We start from the raw sequence: 15,966 nt of genomic DNA on the forward strand, positions 1-15,966 counted from the left end.
CGGATGCGGCAAACGTCGCATCTGACCAGATGCGACGTAAAAACCACAAATTACGGGCGATATACCTTCACATTCTTAAAGCCCTGCTCGCGCAGATAGAGCGCCTGCAGGCGGCTCATCACCCCGCGCTCACACCACAGCAGCCAGGTTTTGTTCTGGTCGAGATCGCCAAATTTGGTGCTCAGTTTATAGAACGGCAGAGAAACCACATCAATCCCTTCGACTTTCAGTGGCTTATCTTCCTGTTCATCGATAGAACGGATATCGAGGATCACGTCGTTCGGGCCGAAGCCATTGACGGTTTCCACTTCCACCACTTCCTGCTCGGTCTGCTGGGCGATTTCGCGGATATCAACGTTATTCGCTTCCTCAACCACTTTATCGAGAATACTGAAGTCGAACTTCTCTTCTTCCGCTTCAATCTTCGATTTAACCGCTTTCACCGTCGGGCTTTTGGAGATCACACCGCAATATTCCGGCATCGTGCGAGCAAAGTCTTCGGTGCCAATCTGGCGAGCCAGGTTGATGATGTGCTCTTTGTCGTAAGAGATCAGCGGACGCAGGATCAGCGTATCGGAGACGTTATCAATCAGGCGCAGGTTGGTCAGCGTCTGGCTGGAAACCTGACCCAGTGCTTCGCCGGTGACCAGCGCCTGTACGCCGTAACGTTCAGCCACCTTAGACGCGGCACGCACCATCATACGTTTGAGGATAACGCCCATCTGACCGTCGTCGATTTTCTCGAGAATTTCCCCGACGACCGGTTCGAAATTAATAGCGACAAAACGCACGCGGTGGGAGCTGCCAAAGCGGTTCCACAGATAATGCGCCACCTGGCGAACGCCGATTTCATGCGCCGCGCCGCCGAGGTTAAAGAAGCAGTAATGCACACGGCAGCCGCGACGCATCAACATATAGCTGGATACACCGGAGTCGAAACCGCCGGAAATGAGCGACAGTACATCTTCCTGGGTGCCGATCGGGAAACCGCCAATACCTTCGTAGCGACCTTTGATCAGCAGGAGACGATCGTCTTCCACTTCCAGATGGACAGTCACTTCCGGATTGGTCAGCTTCACGCGCGCGGATTCAATATGCTGATTTAAACCGCCGCCGACGTAACGTTCCACATCAATCGAACTAAAATCATGCTTACCGCGGCGCTTCACGCGCACGCAGAAGGTTTTGCCTTCCAACTGATCGCGATACTGAACCAACGCTTTCTCGAAAATATCGTGCATGTCGGTAAACGGCACGTCTTCAACTTCGAGAATATGGTGGATACCCGGAATACGGGTCAGGGCGTCGCGAATAGCCAGACGCTGGTTTTCATCTTTTGCGCGAACTTCGATGTTATCCCAGTGGCGGACGACAGCGAGCGTCTCATCATAGTGCTTTAAAACGTTACGAATGTTCCCGGTAAGGATTTTTATAAAGCGCAAGCGCACAGATTGGCTTTTGATGGTGATTTCCGGGAACAATTTAATGATAAACTTCATGGCGGCAATGGTTCGTTGGCAAGTCTTAAGCGACTTGTATAGGGAAAAATACAGCAGCCCACACCTGCGGCTGCATCCAGGCGCGGAAGTATACCACTAACATCGCTTTGCTGCGCACATCACCTTACCATTGCGCGTTATTTGCTATTTGCCCTGAGTCCGTTACCATGACGGGGCGAAAAATATTGAGAGTCAGACATTCATTATGCCGAAGAAAAATGAGGCGCCCGCCAGCTTTGAAAAGGCGCTGAGCGAGCTGGAACAGATTGTAACCCGCCTGGAAAGTGGCGACCTGCCGCTGGAAGAGGCGCTGAACGAGTTCGAACGCGGCGTGCAGCTGGCACGTCAGGGGCAGGCCAAATTACAACAAGCCGAACAACGCGTACAAATTCTGCTGTCTGACAATGAAGACGCCTCTCTAACCCCTTTTACACCGGACAATGAGTAATGGACTTTCCGCAGCAACTCGAAGCCTGCGTTAAGCAGGCCAACCAGGCGCTGAGCCGTTTTATCGCCCCACTGCCCTTTCAGAACACTCCCGTGGTAGAAACCATGCAGTATGGCGCATTATTAGGTGGTAAGCGCCTGCGACCTTTCTTGGTTTATGCCACCGGTCAAATGCTCGGCGTAAGTCTGAATACTCTGGACGCACCCGCCGCCGCCGTAGAGTGTATCCACGCTTACTCATTAATTCATGATGATTTACCGGCAATGGATGATGACGATCTGCGTCGCGGCTTGCCGACCTGTCATGTGAAGTTTGGCGAAGCGAACGCGATTCTCGCTGGCGACGCTTTACAAACGCTGGCGTTCTCGATTTTAAGCGATGCCGATATGCCGGAAGTGTCGGACCGCGACAGGATTTCGATGATTTCTGAACTGGCGAGCGCCAGCGGTATTGCCGGAATGTGCGGTGGTCAGGCATTAGATTTAGATGCGGAAGGCAAACACGTACCTCTGGACGCACTCGAGCGTATTCATCGTCATAAAACCGGCGCATTGATTCGCGCCGCCGTTCGCCTTGGTGCATTAAGCGCCGGAGATAAAGGACGTCATGCTCTGCCAGTACTCGACAAGTACGCAGAGAGCATCGGCCTTGCCTTCCAGGTTCAGGATGACATCCTGGATGTGGTGGGAGATACTGCAACGTTGGGAAAACGCCAGGGTGCCGACCAGCAACTTGGTAAAAGTACCTACCCTGCACTTCTGGGTCTTGAGCAAGCCCGGAAGAAAGCCCGGGATCTGATCGACGATGCCCGTCAGTCGCTGAAACAACTGGCTGAACAGTCACTCGATACCTCGGCACTGGAAGCGCTAGCGGACTACATCATCCAGCGTAATAAATAAACAATAAGTATTAATAGGCCCCTGATGAGTTTTGATATTGCCAAATACCCGACCCTGGCACTGGTCGACTCCACCCAGGAGTTACGACTGTTGCCAAAAGAGAGTTTACCGAAACTCTGCGACGAACTGCGCCGCTATTTACTCGACAGCGTGAGCCGTTCCAGCGGGCACTTCGCCTCCGGGCTGGGCACGGTCGAACTGACCGTGGCGCTGCACTATGTCTACAACACCCCGTTTGACCAATTGATTTGGGATGTGGGGCATCAGGCTTATCCGCATAAAATTTTGACCGGACGCCGCGACAAAATCGGCACCATCCGTCAGAAAGGCGGCCTGCATCCGTTCCCGTGGCGCGGCGAAAGCGAATATGACGTTTTAAGCGTCGGGCATTCATCAACCTCCATCAGTGCCGGAATTGGTATTGCGGTTGCTGCCGAGAAAGAAGGCAAAAATCGCCGCACCGTCTGTGTCATTGGCGATGGCGCGATTACCGCTGGCATGGCGTTTGAAGCGATGAATCACGCGGGCGATATCCGTCCTGATATGCTGGTGGTCCTCAACGACAATGAAATGTCGATTTCCGAAAATGTTGGCGCGCTCAACAACCATCTGGCGCAGCTGCTTTCCGGTAAGCTTTACTCTTCGCTGCGCGAAGGCGGGAAAAAAGTTTTCTCTGGCGTGCCGCCAATTAAAGAGCTACTCAAACGTACCGAAGAACATATTAAAGGCATGGTAGTGCCTGGCACATTGTTTGAAGAGCTGGGCTTTAACTACATCGGCCCGGTTGACGGTCACGATGTGCTGGGGCTTATCACCACACTTAAGAACATGCGCGACCTGAAAGGCCCGCAGTTCCTGCATATCATGACCAAAAAAGGTCGTGGTTATGAACCGGCAGAGAAAGACCCAATCACTTTCCACGCCGTGCCTAAATTTGATCCCTCCAGCGGTTGTTTGCCGAAAAGTAGTGGCGGTTTGCCAAGCTATTCAAAAATCTTTGGCGACTGGCTGTGCGAAACGGCAGCGAAAGACAACAAGCTGATGGCGATTACTCCGGCGATGCGTGAAGGCTCCGGCATGGTCGAGTTTTCACGTAAATTCCCGGATCGCTACTTCGACGTGGCGATTGCCGAGCAACACGCAGTGACCTTTGCTGCGGGTCTGGCGATTGGTGGATACAAACCCATTGTCGCGATCTACTCCACCTTCCTGCAACGCGCCTATGATCAGGTGCTGCATGACGTGGCAATTCAAAAGCTTCCGGTCCTGTTCGCCATCGACCGTGCGGGCATTGTTGGTGCTGACGGTCAAACCCATCAGGGTGCTTTTGATCTCTCTTACCTGCGCTGCATACCGGAAATGGTCATTATGACCCCGAGCGATGAAAACGAATGTCGCCAGATGCTCTATACCGGCTATCACTATAACGATGGCCCGTCAGCGGTGCGCTACCCGCGCGGCAACGCGGTCGGCGTGGAGCTGACGCCACTGGAAAAACTGCCAATTGGCAAAGGCATTGTGAAGCGTCGTGGCGAGAAACTGGCGATCCTTAACTTTGGTACGCTGATGCCAGAAGCGGCGAAAGTCGCCGAATCGCTGAACGCTACGCTGGTCGATATGCGTTTTGTGAAGCCGCTTGATGAAGCGTTAATTCTGGAAATGGCCGCCAGCCATGAGGCGCTGGTTTCCGTTGAAGAAAACGCCATTATGGGTGGTGCAGGCAGCGGCGTGAACGAAGTGCTAATGGCCCATCGTAAACCAGTACCCGTGCTGAACATTGGCCTGCCGGATTTCTTTATTCCGCAAGGAACTCAGGAAGAAATGCGCGCCGAACTCGGCCTCGATGCCGCCGGTATGGAAGCCAAAATCAAGGTCTGGCTGGCATAATCCCTACTCCACTCCTGCTATGCTTAAGAAATTATTCATGGCAGGAGTGGCAGCATGCAATACAACCCCTTAGGAAAAACCGACCTTCGCGTTTCCCGACTTTGCCTCGGCTGTATGACCTTTGGCGAGTCAGATCGCGGTAATCACGCATGGACACTGCCGGAAGAGAGCAGCCGTCCCATCATTAAACGCGCGCTGGAAGGCGGCATAAATTTCTTTGATACCGCCAATAGCTATTCCGATGGAAGCAGCGAAGAGATCGTCGGTCGCGCACTGCGGGATTTCGCCCGTCGTGAAGACGTGGTCGTTGCCACCAAAGTGTTCCATCGCGTTGGTGATTTACCGGAAGGATTATCCCGTGCGCAAATTTTGCGCTCTATCGACGACAGCCTGCGCCGTCTCGGCATGGATTATATCGATATCCTGCAAATTCATCGCTGGGATTACAACACGCCGATCGAAGAGACGCTGGAAGCCCTGAACGACGTGGTAAAAGCCGGGAAAGCACGTTATATCGGCGCGTCATCAATGCACGCTTCGCAGTTTGCTCAGGCACTGGAACTACAAAAACAGCACGGCTGGGCGCAGTTTGTCAGTATGCAGGATCACTACAATCTGATTTATCGCGAAGAAGAGCGTGAGATGCTGCCGCTGTGTTATCAGGAGGGCGTGGCGGTGATTCCGTGGAGCCCGCTGGCACGGGGACGTCTGACTCGTCCGTGGGGAGAAACCACTGCACGGCTGGTGTCTGATGAGGTTGGGAAAAATCTCTATAAAGAAAGCGATGAAAATGACGCGCAGATCGCAGAGCGGTTAACGGGCGTCAGTGAAGAACTTGGTGCGACACGAGCACAAGTTGCGCTGGCCTGGTTGTTGAGCAAACCAGGTATTGCTGCACCCATTATTGGTACATCGCGGGAAGAACAACTTGATGAACTACTGAACGCGGTGGATATCACCTTGAAGCCGGAACAGATTGCCGAGCTGGAAACACCCTATAAACCGCATCCGATAGTGGGATTTAAATAGGTATGCAGGCCTGATAAGACGCAACAAGCGTCACATCAGGCTCTGGTGCAAAACTATGACAGAAGACCCAACGGCCAGTGATGACCGATAAAGTACAGGATGCCTGCGGAAATCACCCCGGCGACAATATCATCGATCATGATCCCCATGCCGCCATGTACATTGCGATCAAACCAGCGGATCGGCCACGGTTTCCACATATCCAGAATACGGAAAATCACAAACCCGGCGGCGACCCACTGCCAGTCATTGGTCGGCAGCGCCATCAGAGTGATCCACATGCCGATAAATTCGTCCCAGACAATGCTGCCATGATCGTGCACGCCCATATCTTTCGCGGTCTGATGACAAAGATAAACGCCAATACAGATCCCCAGCATGACTACCAGCGAATAAAGCTGCCAGGGTAAAAAGGTCATCAGATACCAGAACGGAATCGCCGCCAGCGATCCCATCGTGCCAGGAACAATCGGGCTTAATCCACTTCCGAATCCGACAGCAAGCAAATGCCACGGATTACTCATCTTCAGGCGACTTTTCGCGACATCTTTATGGCGTGGCAAAATGGTCATATCCTTTCCAGTCTAACGTGACAGGTTCGCCGTCACGAACAAAACAGAGTCCTTCTATATCGGCGGTCATTTGCCCGATACAGGTAAATGGTACGCCCAGATGTCCCAAAGCGACATCCAACGCGCCACGGTTCAGTTCCGGCACAGTGAAACACAACTCGTAATCTTCGCCACCAGAGAGCGCCCAGCGCAGCGCCTGTTCCGGTTCAACATGACGTGAAAGTGCGTCAGAGAATGGTAACAACGCCAGATCAATACGTGCGCCGCAGTCGCTGGCTTTCACGATATGCCCGAGATCGGAAATCAGACCGTCAGAGAGATCGATGGCTGAATTTGCCAGATCGCGCAATGCCTGCCCCTGTAAAATACGCGGCGACGGACGGAGGTGACGTTTGATCAAGTAGTCAGCATCTTTGCAATCCGCCACGTGGAGACGATTTTGCAAAATCGCCAGCCCGGCGGCGCTATCGCCCGGTGTACCGGTCACATAAATCCAGTCACCCGGTTTCGCCCCAGAGCGCGTTAAGGCTCGTCCCATCGGAACAAAGCCGTGGATACCCAACGTCATTGATAATGGCCCACGCGTGGTGTCGCCACCAATGAGTTGCATATCGTAATAATTGAGGAGCTCAAACAAACTGTCGCTGAAGGACTCAAGCCACGATTCGTCTACGTCCGGTAAAGTTAATGCCAGCGTCAGCCAGGCCGGATCGGCGCCCATCGCTGCCAGATCGCTTAGGTTTACCGCCAGTGCTTTATATGCCAGATCCGCAGGATCGATATCAGGGAGGAAATGGTTGCCCGCCACCAGCGTATCAGTGCTGATCGCCAGGGTCTGTTTCTCGGGGATATTGAGAAGTGCGCAATCGTCGCCAATGCCAAGTTCGACATCAAGACGAGAGCTTCTTACACGGTCAAAATAACGGGCAATCAGGGAGAACTCGCCACATGCCATACGTTATGCCTCAGCAGGTAAAAAAGAAAAGGCCGGCGAGTGCGGAACTGTTTTTCCGTTACTCTGCCGGCCTGGATATCACTTTTTGTTAGGGCGAATCACAGGTGCTGCTTTATCCAGTACGCCATTGACGAACTTATGGCTGTCTTCTGCGCCGAACGATTTCGCCAGTTCGATCGCTTCGTTAATGGCCACTTTGTACGGCACATCGCTACGTTTAGACAACTCGTACAGCGCAATGCGCAGTACCGCTTTTTCTACCTGGCCCAGCTCTTCCAGCAGGCGAGACAGATATGGCTTCATCAGTCCGTCGAGGTATGCGGTGTTAGTCGCCACCCCGGCCAGCAGCTCACGGAAGTACAGGATGTCAACGTCTTTTACATCCTGTTCAGCCAGGAACTGGTATTCAACATCAGCGATGTCGTTCTGGGACAACTGCCAGGAGTAGAGCGCCTGGACGGCACACTCACGAGCGCGGCGACGAGCAGCAGGTTTCACGGATTTCCCCTTACTAATTTCAGGCCTTGATGGCTTTCAATACATTAATCATTTCAAGCGCGGTCAGTGCAGCTTCTGCACCTTTGTTACCAGCTTTGGTGCCAGCACGTTCGATCGCTTGTTCAATGCTTTCAGTGGTCAAAACCCCAAAAGCAACCGGAATTTCGCTGTCCTGGGCAACATGCGCCAGGCCGTTGCTTGCACCACCAGCGACATATTCAAAGTGGGCAGTGCCACCACGAATAACCGTCCCCAGCGCAATCACCGCGTCGTATTTACCGGTTTTAGCCAGTGCACCCGCCGCCAGCGGCAGCTCATAGGCACCAGGCACCCAAACAACGGTAATGTTTTCATCTTTTACCTGACCGATACGTTTCAGTGCGTCAATTGCACCTTCCAGCAGGCTGTCATTGATAAAGTTGTTGAAACGCGCAATGGTGATGGCGACGCGAGCGTCCGGGGTAGCAACGTTAGCTTCAATAATGTTCATTTTCTTCCTTCGGGTTCGAGTATGGCCCCGCAGGGGGGCGGATTTTAGCATAATATTTCGTGCGCTGCTTCCCTTTCGAGCCGGGAGATCATGCACCCACTAAATGCAGGCAAACATCCGGGCCTACATGACGTATCTCTTTGAATTTAAATTGGGGCGCGTCGGCTAATTTCTCAAGCCCCGGCAGCGTACATAATCCGCGGGCGTCGCTGCCTAATAGTTTAGGTGCGATATAGACAATCAGCTCATCGACTAAACCCGCCTGTAGCAATGCGCCAGCGAGCGTTGGCCCCGCTTCCACCCAGATACTGTTAATCTGTTGCTTGCCGAGTTGCATCATCAGCACAACCAGATCCAGATGACCTTTATGCTCTGGAATCAGCAAAGTACGCACCGTTTCCGGCCATTCACGAGAATCTTCCTGCGTACGCGCGAACCAGGTTTCGCCCGGCTGTTGCACGATGCGGTGTTCCGGCGTCACGCGATTTTGGCTATCAATCACAATACGTACCGGCTGACGGAGATTTTGTTGCGGATAGAGCGCCTGAGTTTGTTCATCCAGTTCAGACCAACGCACCGTTAAGGCTGGATCGTCCGCCAGCACCGTGGCGCTGCTGGTTAAAATGGCATGACTTTGCGCGCGCAGTCGTTGTACATCGCGTCGAGCCTGAGGTGAAGTGATCCACTGGCTTTCACCGCTGGCCATCGCAGTGCGGCCATCTAGCGACGCGCCGAGTTTCAACTGTATATAAGGAAAGCCGGTGCGCATGCGCTTGAGGAAGCCTTTATTCAATTGCTCGGCTTCGCTCATCATCAGGCCGTGGCTGACGTCAATGCCAGCTTGTTGCAAACGGTAAAGTCCACGCCCAGCGACCTGCGGATTAGGGTCCTGCATCGCAGCCACAACGCGCACCACGCCAGCAGCAATTAATGCGTCACAACACGGTGGCGTACGACCATGATGACTACAAGGTTCGAGTGTCACATACGCCGTTGCGCCTTTGGCTTTTTCACCTGCCATGCGCAACGCGTGTACCTCGGCATGCGGTTCGCCCGCGCGGTGATGGTAACCTTCACCGACAATTTCGCCATCTTTCACAATGACGCAACCGACATTCGGGTTAGGGTGAGTGGTGAAGCGCCCTCGTTGCGCCAGCTTTAGCGCCCGCGCCATGTATAACTCGTCCTGCACGGTTTAATCCTCCAGGCGCGCAATCTCTTCGCCAAATTCTTTGATATCTTCGAAACTGCGATAGACAGAGGCAAAACGGATATAGGCGACTTTATCGAGCTTTTTCAATTGCTCCATCACCAGATTGCCAATCATTTTGCTCGGCACTTCGCGCTCACCAGTGGCGCGGAGTTGCGATTTAATATGGTTGATCGCCATTTCGACGTCATCGGAACTCACCGGACGTTTTTCCAGCGCCCGCAGCATTCCGCTACGCAATTTTTCTTCATTAAACGGTTCGCGCACGTCGTTGCTTTTCACGACACGCGGCATAACCAGTTCCGCAACTTCAAAAGTAGTGAAACGTTCATTACACACCAGACACTGCCGACGGCGGCGTACGGAAGAGCCCTCGCTCACGAGACGAGAGTCAATTACCTTAGTGTCCACGGCGAAACAGAATGGGCAATGCATACGGCGTCCTGACCAGGTGGTTAATAGAAATCTATTTTACCCTGAACTGACGATACAACAAAGGCGCAACGCTTTTGAGATAAAGGATCGATGCTTTCACGGCTTTAAGCCTCTACCATTAGGCTAATTGTGACGAGAAAGGGACGACCTATGAACATTAAAGTATGTTTTCGACTATTCCTGCTGGGAAGCCTGTTCAGCCTGAGCGCCTGCGTACAGCAAAGCGAAGTACGCCAGATGAAACACAGCGTCAACACGTTGAATAAAGAGATGACTCAGCTCAACAAAGAAACTATCAAAATCACCCAGCAAAATACGCTGAACGCAAAATCCAGCAGTGGGGTTTACCTGTTGCCTGGTGCAAACACACCGGCACGGCTGGAAAGCCAAATTGGCACTTTACGTATGTCGCTGGTGAATATTACGCCAATTGCAGATGGCACCACTCTGACGCTGCGTATTCAGGGTGAGTCCAATGATCCCTTACCCGCTTTCAGCGGAACCGTTGAATATGGGCAAATTCAGGGAACAATCGACAACTTTCAGGAAATCAATGTGCAGAATCAATTGATTAACGCGCCGGCCAGCCTCCTCGCGCCCAGTGATGTTGACATTCCGTTACAGTTAAAGGGCATTTCTGTGGATCAGTTAGGCTTTGTACGCATCCACGACATTCAACCTGTTATGCAGTAAACGTTTTTCGGGGCGTTTTGTGCGTCCCGCAACATCCTCCCCCTTCATTTTGTTACTCTGCTTACATCACCCAGATTGATAGTAAAAGTTTGCAACAAGGGTGAAAGTCAGTACAATTCCCGCCCGAATATGTGTATTCGTGAACGCAATCGATTACGTAAATGATAGAACTGTGAAATACAACATATTTTTGTGAGCAATGATTTTTATAATAGGCTCCTCTGTATAGGAAATATTTAGAAACGCAATTTGCGCCTTTTTCACTCCCGTAAGGGATTTTCAAACAGTGGCATACATATGAAAAAAACATTACTGGCAGCCGGTGCGGTACTGGCGCTCTCTTCGTCTTTTACTGTCAACGCAGCTGAAAACGATAAACCGCAGTACCTTTCCGACTGGTGGCACCAGAGCGTTAACGTAGTTGGTAGCTATCACACCCGTTTCGGACCGCAGATCCGTAACGATACTTACCTGGAGTATGAAGCATTCGCTAAAAAAGACTGGTTCGATTTCTATGGTTACGCGGATGCGCCGGTATTCTTCGGCGGTAACTCCGATGCCAAAGGTATCTGGAACCACGGTTCTCCGCTGTTTATGGAAATCGAACCGCGTTTCTCCATCGATAAGCTGACCAATACTGACCTTAGCTTCGGTCCGTTCAAAGAGTGGTACTTCGCGAACAACTACATTTACGACATGGGCCGTAACAAAGATGGTCGCCAGAGCACCTGGTATATGGGTCTGGGTACTGACATCGACACTGGCCTGCCGATGAGCCTGTCCATGAACGTGTATGCGAAATACCAGTGGCAGAACTACGGCGCAGCGAACGAAAACGAGTGGGACGGTTACCGTTTCAAAATTAAATACTTTGTGCCGATTACCGATCTGTGGGGCGGTCAGCTGAGCTACATCGGCTTCACCAACTTCGACTGGGGTTCCGATCTGGGTGATGACAGCGGTAACGCAATCAACGGTATTAAGACGCGCAGCAATAACTCCATCGCTTCCAGCCATATTCTGGCGCTGAACTACGATCACTGGCACTACTCTGTCGTTGCACGTTACTGGCATGACGGTGGTCAGTGGAACGATGATGCAGAGCTGAACTTCGGTAACGGCAACTTCAACGTTCGCTCTACCGGCTGGGGTGGTTACCTGGTGGTAGGTTACAACTTCTGATTGTGAAAATGCCGGGATTTATTCCCGGCATTTCAGATTGTCGGCAACGTGCGCTTTGTTCATGCCGGATGCGGAGCAAACGCCTTATCTGGTCTACAAAAGCACGAAAATTCAATACATTGCTGAGATTACGTAGGCCTGACAAGCGTAGCGTATCAGGCAATTTTTCGTTTGTCACAAAGCTCAAATAGCGGATTTTATATCCGGCATTTTTTATTACTTCTTCTTATTCATCATCGCTTTTAAATCAGCAAACGGGTTGTATTTCGCTTCACCGACATCCTTCTGCGCATCTTCCCCTGCGATAACCGTCGTACCATACTGATCCGCTTCGGTATATTTCGAATGCTCATGATCATGGCAATAGAGACAAAGCAATTCCCAGTTACTACCATCTTCCGGATTATTGGTATGGTCGTGATCAATATGGTGAACGGTAAGTTCACGCAGGTTGGAATAGACAAACTCGCGGGAACAGCGACCGCAGACCCACGGATAGAGTTTTAATGCTTTTTCGCGATAGCCGCTTTCTAACCGCGCATAGTTTTTTGGGATGATAGCCATGAAAAGTTACCTGGATGAAATGTAGGGTTACGCGCAGTTTCCCAAGATGCGGGGATTTTCGCAATCCTGAGTAAAGAAATTCTCACATTACCAGTGACGGCGAGGTTCCATCTGCTGATGAAGAATACGCGCAATGAGAATGTCATCTACTCTTATAATGTAATAAACAGTGTGAAACCTGAATGCGATCTTCTTTACCTCTGGAATCGCATCATAGTCTTGCCCTATCTCGGGCATTTGAGAGAGTGTATCCAGAAAAATGCCGAGAGAGTCGGTATAGCGATCCGCCTGCTCCTCACCAAACTTTCCCAGCGTGTAGTCATAGATCCCTCTGAAATCTTCAACAGCTTTTCCGCTAAGCTTATACACGATGTTTTTGCTTCCTTTCTGCTGCGATATCACGAAGCGTCATCGAACTTTCACCGCTCTCAAGACCTTCAATAACAGCATTTCTGACAGCTTCATCCCTGGATTCTTGTTGTTCCAATAGACGAAGCGCCGAACGCATCACTTCACTGGCCGAGCCATAACGACCAGACTGAACCATCCGGGTAATAAAACTATCTAATTGTTCGCCAACGCTTACTGAGGTAATTTTGCGCATAAGCGATCTCCACGTATTAACTATTAATACAAAGTATATGTCAGAACTCTTTCTACAACCAAAGCTGTATTCAGTACAATAAGCAACAATCGAAAAAAAACCGCAGCGTAAATACGCCACGGTTTTTTAACTGAACGGATTTAAAAACACCCTTACGGCAGAATTGACGGCTGGTCCGCCCCTTCTTTTTCCACTTTCTGTTGCAGCATATGCTCACGCTTCATACCCAGTTTCAGGGCCAGCGCAGATGCAACATAGATGGAAGATGCGGTACCGATGGTTACACCAATCAGCATGGTCAGCGAGAAGCCTTCCAGCACCGGGCCACCGAAGAGATACAGCATCAGGATAACCATCAAGGTGGTACCGGATGTGATCAAAGTACGGTGCAGCGTCTGGGTCAAGGACACGTTAAAGATTTCGTAAGGCGTACCGCGACGGATTTTGCGGAAGTTTTCACGAATACGGTCCGATACCACGATACTGTCGTTAAGCGAGTAACCGATAACCGACATCAACGATGCCACAATGGTCAGGTCAATCTCGATATGGAATAACGACAAAATACCCAGCGTAATGATAACGTCGTGCGCCAGCGCGATTACTACCCCTGCCGCCAGTCGCCACTCAAAGCGGAAACCGACATATACAAGGATAGACAGCAGTGCCGCCATCAGCGCCATCGCACCGGTTTGCGCAAGGTCTGCCCCTACGCTCGGACCGACGAACTCAATACGCTTCACCGCCGCGTTCTGATTGGTAGCTTCGTTAATCACCTTCAGAACTTTGCTGCCCAGCACCTGACCACCGGTTTCGCCTTCAGCTGGCGGCATGCGGACCATGATGTCGTGGCTGCTACCGAAGTTTTGCAGCATCGGCTCTTCAAAGCCCGCTTTCTGCAATGCATCACGCATTACATCGATTTCAGCCGGTTTTTCAAGCGTAATTTCAATAACCGTACCACCGGTGAAATCCAGCCCCCAGTTAAAACCGCGCACGCCCATAATGACGATCGCGGCGATTAACAGCAGACCAGAGATGCCGAAAGCCCAGTAGTCCCAGCGCATAAAGTCATAGACTTTACGGCCGTGGTTTAGTTGTTCAACAGTATATTCCTGTGCCACATCGCACTCCTCAGATTGACAGCTTCTTGACGCGCTTGCCGCCATATAGCAGGTTTACGATGGCACGCGTACCGACAATCGCGGTAAACATCGACGTCGCCACACCGATACCGGTAGTAATCGCGAACCCTTTAATTGCCCCGGTACCCACTGCGTACAGGATGATGACTTTAATCAGCGTGGTGATGTTCGCATCGAAGATGGAACTGAACGCGCCACGATAACCTTCATCAATTGCCTGCTGAACAGTACGCCCGTTGCTTAATTCTTCTTTAATACGTTCGTTGATCAGTACGTTCGCATCGACCGCTACCGCAAGGGTTAAGACGATACCCGCGATCCCCGGCATACTCAGCGTCGCGCCAGGCAGCAGCGACATAATGCCGACAATCAAGATCAAGTTCGCAATCAGAGCACTGGTCGCAATCAGACCAAACTTCTTATAGAAGATGATCATGAACAGAATAGAAACCAGCAGACCGGCGAGACATGCCTCCAGCCCCTGTTCAATGTTCTGCATACCCAGGGTCGGACCAATGGTACGTTCTTCAACAATCTGAATCGGTGCAATCAACGCACCGGCACGCAGCAGCAGCGACAGCTGACGCGCTTCGTTCGGGTTGTTGATACCAGTGATACGGAAGCTGTTACCCAGACGAGACTGGATATTCGCGATGTTAATCACCTCTTCCTGTTTCACCAGAACCGCACGACCATTAGCATCTTTCTTACCGCTGTCTTTATACTCCACAAACAGGGTCGCCATCGGTTTGCCGATGTTGTCCTTAGTGAAGTTAGACATGATGTTACCACCTGCGCTGTCGAGCGAGATGTTAACCTGCGGCTGGTTGTATTCGTCCTGGCTGGAAGTGGAATCGGTGATATGGTCACCGGTCAGAATCACGCGTTTGTACAGCACAACCGGCTGACCTTCGCGGGTCTGTTTCACTTCAGAGTCGCCCGGTACGCGTCCAGATGCAGCAGCAGCCTGGTCAACGTTGGTATTCACCAGACGGAATTCCAGCGTCGCGGTAGCGCCAAGAATCTCTTTCGCGCGAGCGGTATCCTGAATACCAGGCAGCTCAACGACAATGCGGTCTGCGCCCTGACGTTGTACTACAGGCTCCGCCACACCAAGCTGGTTTACACGGTTACGCAGGATGTTAATGTTCTGCTGCACCGCATATTCACGCGCTTCACTGAGACGCGCATCGCTCATGACCGCACGCAGCTGGTTGCTACCCTGGCTGCTAATGACCAGATCTGGATGACGCTTGCTCAGATATGCAATAGCTTCATCACGGGCGTTGCCATCGCGAAAAGTGATGCTCAGACCGTAATTATTTTCTTTACGAACAGTGGTATACGGGATGCCTTTTTCACGCAGATCGCTGCGCAGGCTATCGATATTTTGTTCCTGGAGTTTGCCAAGCGCAGTGTCCATATCCACTTCCATCAGGAAGTGAACGCCGCCACGCAAGTCAAGACCGAGCTTCATCGGCTCAGCGTGAATAGCTGCCAGCCAGCGCGGCGTGGCCGGGGCAAGGTTAAGCGCCACGACATATTTGTCACCCAGAATGCCCATTAATGCTTCACGGGCGCGTAGCTGGGTGTCAGTGGAGTCGAAGCGCGCAAGAATAGCGCCCTCTTCCAGTGCCACAGACTTAGCAGTTATTTTTTCTTCTTGTAACGTTTTCTGGACCTGGATCAGCGTTTGCTCACTGGCGGCGACTCCGCGCGCGCCAGTGATCTGAACAGCCGGATCCTCACCAAACAGGTTGGGAAGCGCATACAGCAGACCGATGACAATCACCACGATCAGCATGACGTACTTCCACAAAGGATAACGGTTTAACACGGCAATTCCCTTAGGGAAA

Annotated in this window: 18 protein-coding genes; 6 read left to right on the plus strand and 12 right to left on the minus strand. The window is 51.7% G+C overall.

Features of this window, described 5'->3' with window-relative positions; translation table 11 throughout:
- Window positions 1-50: 50 nt before the first annotated feature.
- Entirely contained in the window at window positions 51-1,499 is a 1,449-nt protein-coding gene (thiI, locus tag AACS80_RS15685; protein ID WP_130206242.1) for a tRNA uracil 4-sulfurtransferase ThiI, read from the minus strand.
- A 205-nt stretch (window positions 1,500-1,704) separates the two neighbouring features.
- Here thiI and xseB point away from each other — a divergent pair, with 205 nt between their 5' ends.
- The 4 genes from xseB to yajO are packed head-to-tail and all read left to right on the plus strand — an operon-like array spanning window position 1,705 to window position 5,762.
- Complete coding sequence (gene xseB, locus AACS80_RS15690) at window positions 1,705-1,947, plus strand: exodeoxyribonuclease VII small subunit (protein WP_001124935.1); 243 nt, start codon at window positions 1,705-1,707, stop codon at window positions 1,945-1,947.
- Entirely contained in the window at window positions 1,947-2,846 is a 900-nt protein-coding gene (ispA, locus tag AACS80_RS15695) for a (2E,6E)-farnesyl diphosphate synthase (RefSeq protein ID WP_131160975.1), read from the plus strand. The genes xseB and ispA overlap by 1 nt, the downstream gene beginning before the upstream one ends.
- A gap of 24 nt (window positions 2,847-2,870) precedes the next feature.
- Complete coding sequence (gene dxs / locus AACS80_RS15700; RefSeq protein ID WP_135409606.1) at window positions 2,871-4,733, plus strand: 1-deoxy-D-xylulose-5-phosphate synthase; 1,863 nt, start codon at window positions 2,871-2,873, stop codon at window positions 4,731-4,733.
- 54 nt (window positions 4,734-4,787) lie between these two features.
- Window positions 4,788-5,762 (plus strand): 1-deoxyxylulose-5-phosphate synthase YajO, encoded by a 975-nt coding sequence (yajO, locus tag AACS80_RS15705; protein ID WP_135409605.1) that lies wholly within the window; start codon window positions 4,788-4,790, stop codon window positions 5,760-5,762.
- 53 nt (window positions 5,763-5,815) lie between these two features.
- Here yajO and pgpA read toward each other — a convergent pair whose 3' ends face one another.
- The 6 genes from pgpA to nrdR form a co-directional block, all read right to left on the minus strand.
- Window positions 5,816-6,334 (minus strand): phosphatidylglycerophosphatase A, encoded by a 519-nt coding sequence (gene pgpA / locus AACS80_RS15710; RefSeq protein ID WP_130223239.1) that lies wholly within the window; start codon window positions 6,332-6,334, stop codon window positions 5,816-5,818.
- Window positions 6,312-7,289, minus strand: a complete 978-nt coding sequence (gene thiL / locus AACS80_RS15715) for a thiamine-phosphate kinase (RefSeq protein WP_135409604.1) — start codon at window positions 7,287-7,289, stop codon at window positions 6,312-6,314. The genes pgpA and thiL overlap by 23 nt, the downstream gene beginning before the upstream one ends.
- Window positions 7,290-7,367: 78 nt before the next feature.
- On the minus strand, window positions 7,368-7,787 hold the full coding sequence (gene nusB, locus AACS80_RS15720) for a transcription antitermination factor NusB (protein WP_000801121.1): 420 nt from the start codon (window positions 7,785-7,787) through the stop codon (window positions 7,368-7,370).
- Between the two features lie 19 nt (window positions 7,788-7,806).
- Window positions 7,807-8,277 carry a 6,7-dimethyl-8-ribityllumazine synthase gene (ribH, locus tag AACS80_RS15725; RefSeq protein ID WP_001021161.1) on the minus strand — a complete coding sequence of 157 codons (471 nt, stop codon included), beginning with the start codon at window positions 8,275-8,277 and terminating at the stop codon, window positions 7,807-7,809.
- A gap of 88 nt (window positions 8,278-8,365) precedes the next feature.
- Entirely contained in the window at window positions 8,366-9,469 is a 1,104-nt protein-coding gene (ribD, locus tag AACS80_RS15730; RefSeq protein WP_135409603.1) for a bifunctional diaminohydroxyphosphoribosylaminopyrimidine deaminase/5-amino-6-(5-phosphoribosylamino)uracil reductase RibD, read from the minus strand.
- Window positions 9,470-9,472: 3 nt separating this feature from the next.
- The gene (gene nrdR, locus AACS80_RS15735; RefSeq protein WP_064527125.1) at window positions 9,473-9,922 is read right to left on the minus strand and encodes a transcriptional regulator NrdR; all 450 of its coding nucleotides are present in this window, start codon (window positions 9,920-9,922) and stop codon (window positions 9,473-9,475) included.
- 150 nt (window positions 9,923-10,072) lie between these two features.
- Between nrdR and AACS80_RS15740 the strand changes: the two genes are divergently transcribed.
- Entirely contained in the window at window positions 10,073-10,615 is a 543-nt protein-coding gene (locus AACS80_RS15740; RefSeq protein ID WP_131160972.1) for a DUF3251 domain-containing protein, read from the plus strand.
- A gap of 297 nt (window positions 10,616-10,912) precedes the next feature.
- Window positions 10,913-11,797 carry a nucleoside-specific channel-forming protein Tsx gene (gene tsx, locus AACS80_RS15745; protein WP_116836751.1) on the plus strand — a complete coding sequence of 295 codons (885 nt, stop codon included), beginning with the start codon at window positions 10,913-10,915 and terminating at the stop codon, window positions 11,795-11,797.
- Window positions 11,798-12,013: 216 nt separating this feature from the next.
- Here the strand turns inward: tsx and yajD are convergent, their stop codons facing one another.
- The 5 genes from yajD to secD all read right to left on the minus strand — a co-directional run bounded on the left by yajD (window position 12,014) and on the right by secD (window position 15,947).
- Window positions 12,014-12,361 carry an HNH nuclease YajD gene (gene yajD / locus AACS80_RS15750; RefSeq protein WP_000974823.1) on the minus strand — a complete coding sequence of 116 codons (348 nt, stop codon included), beginning with the start codon at window positions 12,359-12,361 and terminating at the stop codon, window positions 12,014-12,016.
- Between the two features lie 87 nt (window positions 12,362-12,448).
- Complete coding sequence (locus AACS80_RS15755) at window positions 12,449-12,730, minus strand: type II toxin-antitoxin system RelE/ParE family toxin (RefSeq protein WP_135409602.1); 282 nt, start codon at window positions 12,728-12,730, stop codon at window positions 12,449-12,451.
- Window positions 12,723-12,965 carry a type II toxin-antitoxin system ParD family antitoxin gene (locus tag AACS80_RS15760; RefSeq protein ID WP_001226938.1) on the minus strand — a complete coding sequence of 81 codons (243 nt, stop codon included), beginning with the start codon at window positions 12,963-12,965 and terminating at the stop codon, window positions 12,723-12,725. Before AACS80_RS15760 ends, AACS80_RS15755 begins: the two co-directional genes overlap by 8 nt.
- Before the next feature lie 152 nt (window positions 12,966-13,117).
- Window positions 13,118-14,089, minus strand: a complete 972-nt coding sequence (secF, locus tag AACS80_RS15765) for a protein translocase subunit SecF (protein ID WP_130206230.1) — start codon at window positions 14,087-14,089, stop codon at window positions 13,118-13,120.
- 10 nt (window positions 14,090-14,099) lie between these two features.
- Window positions 14,100-15,947, minus strand: a complete 1,848-nt coding sequence (secD, locus tag AACS80_RS15770; protein ID WP_130206228.1) for a protein translocase subunit SecD — start codon at window positions 15,945-15,947, stop codon at window positions 14,100-14,102.
- Window positions 15,948-15,966: the final 19 nt, after the last annotated feature.

The organism is Escherichia sp. E4385, assembly GCF_963883145.1.
Taxonomy (GTDB): domain Bacteria; phylum Pseudomonadota; class Gammaproteobacteria; order Enterobacterales; family Enterobacteriaceae; genus Escherichia.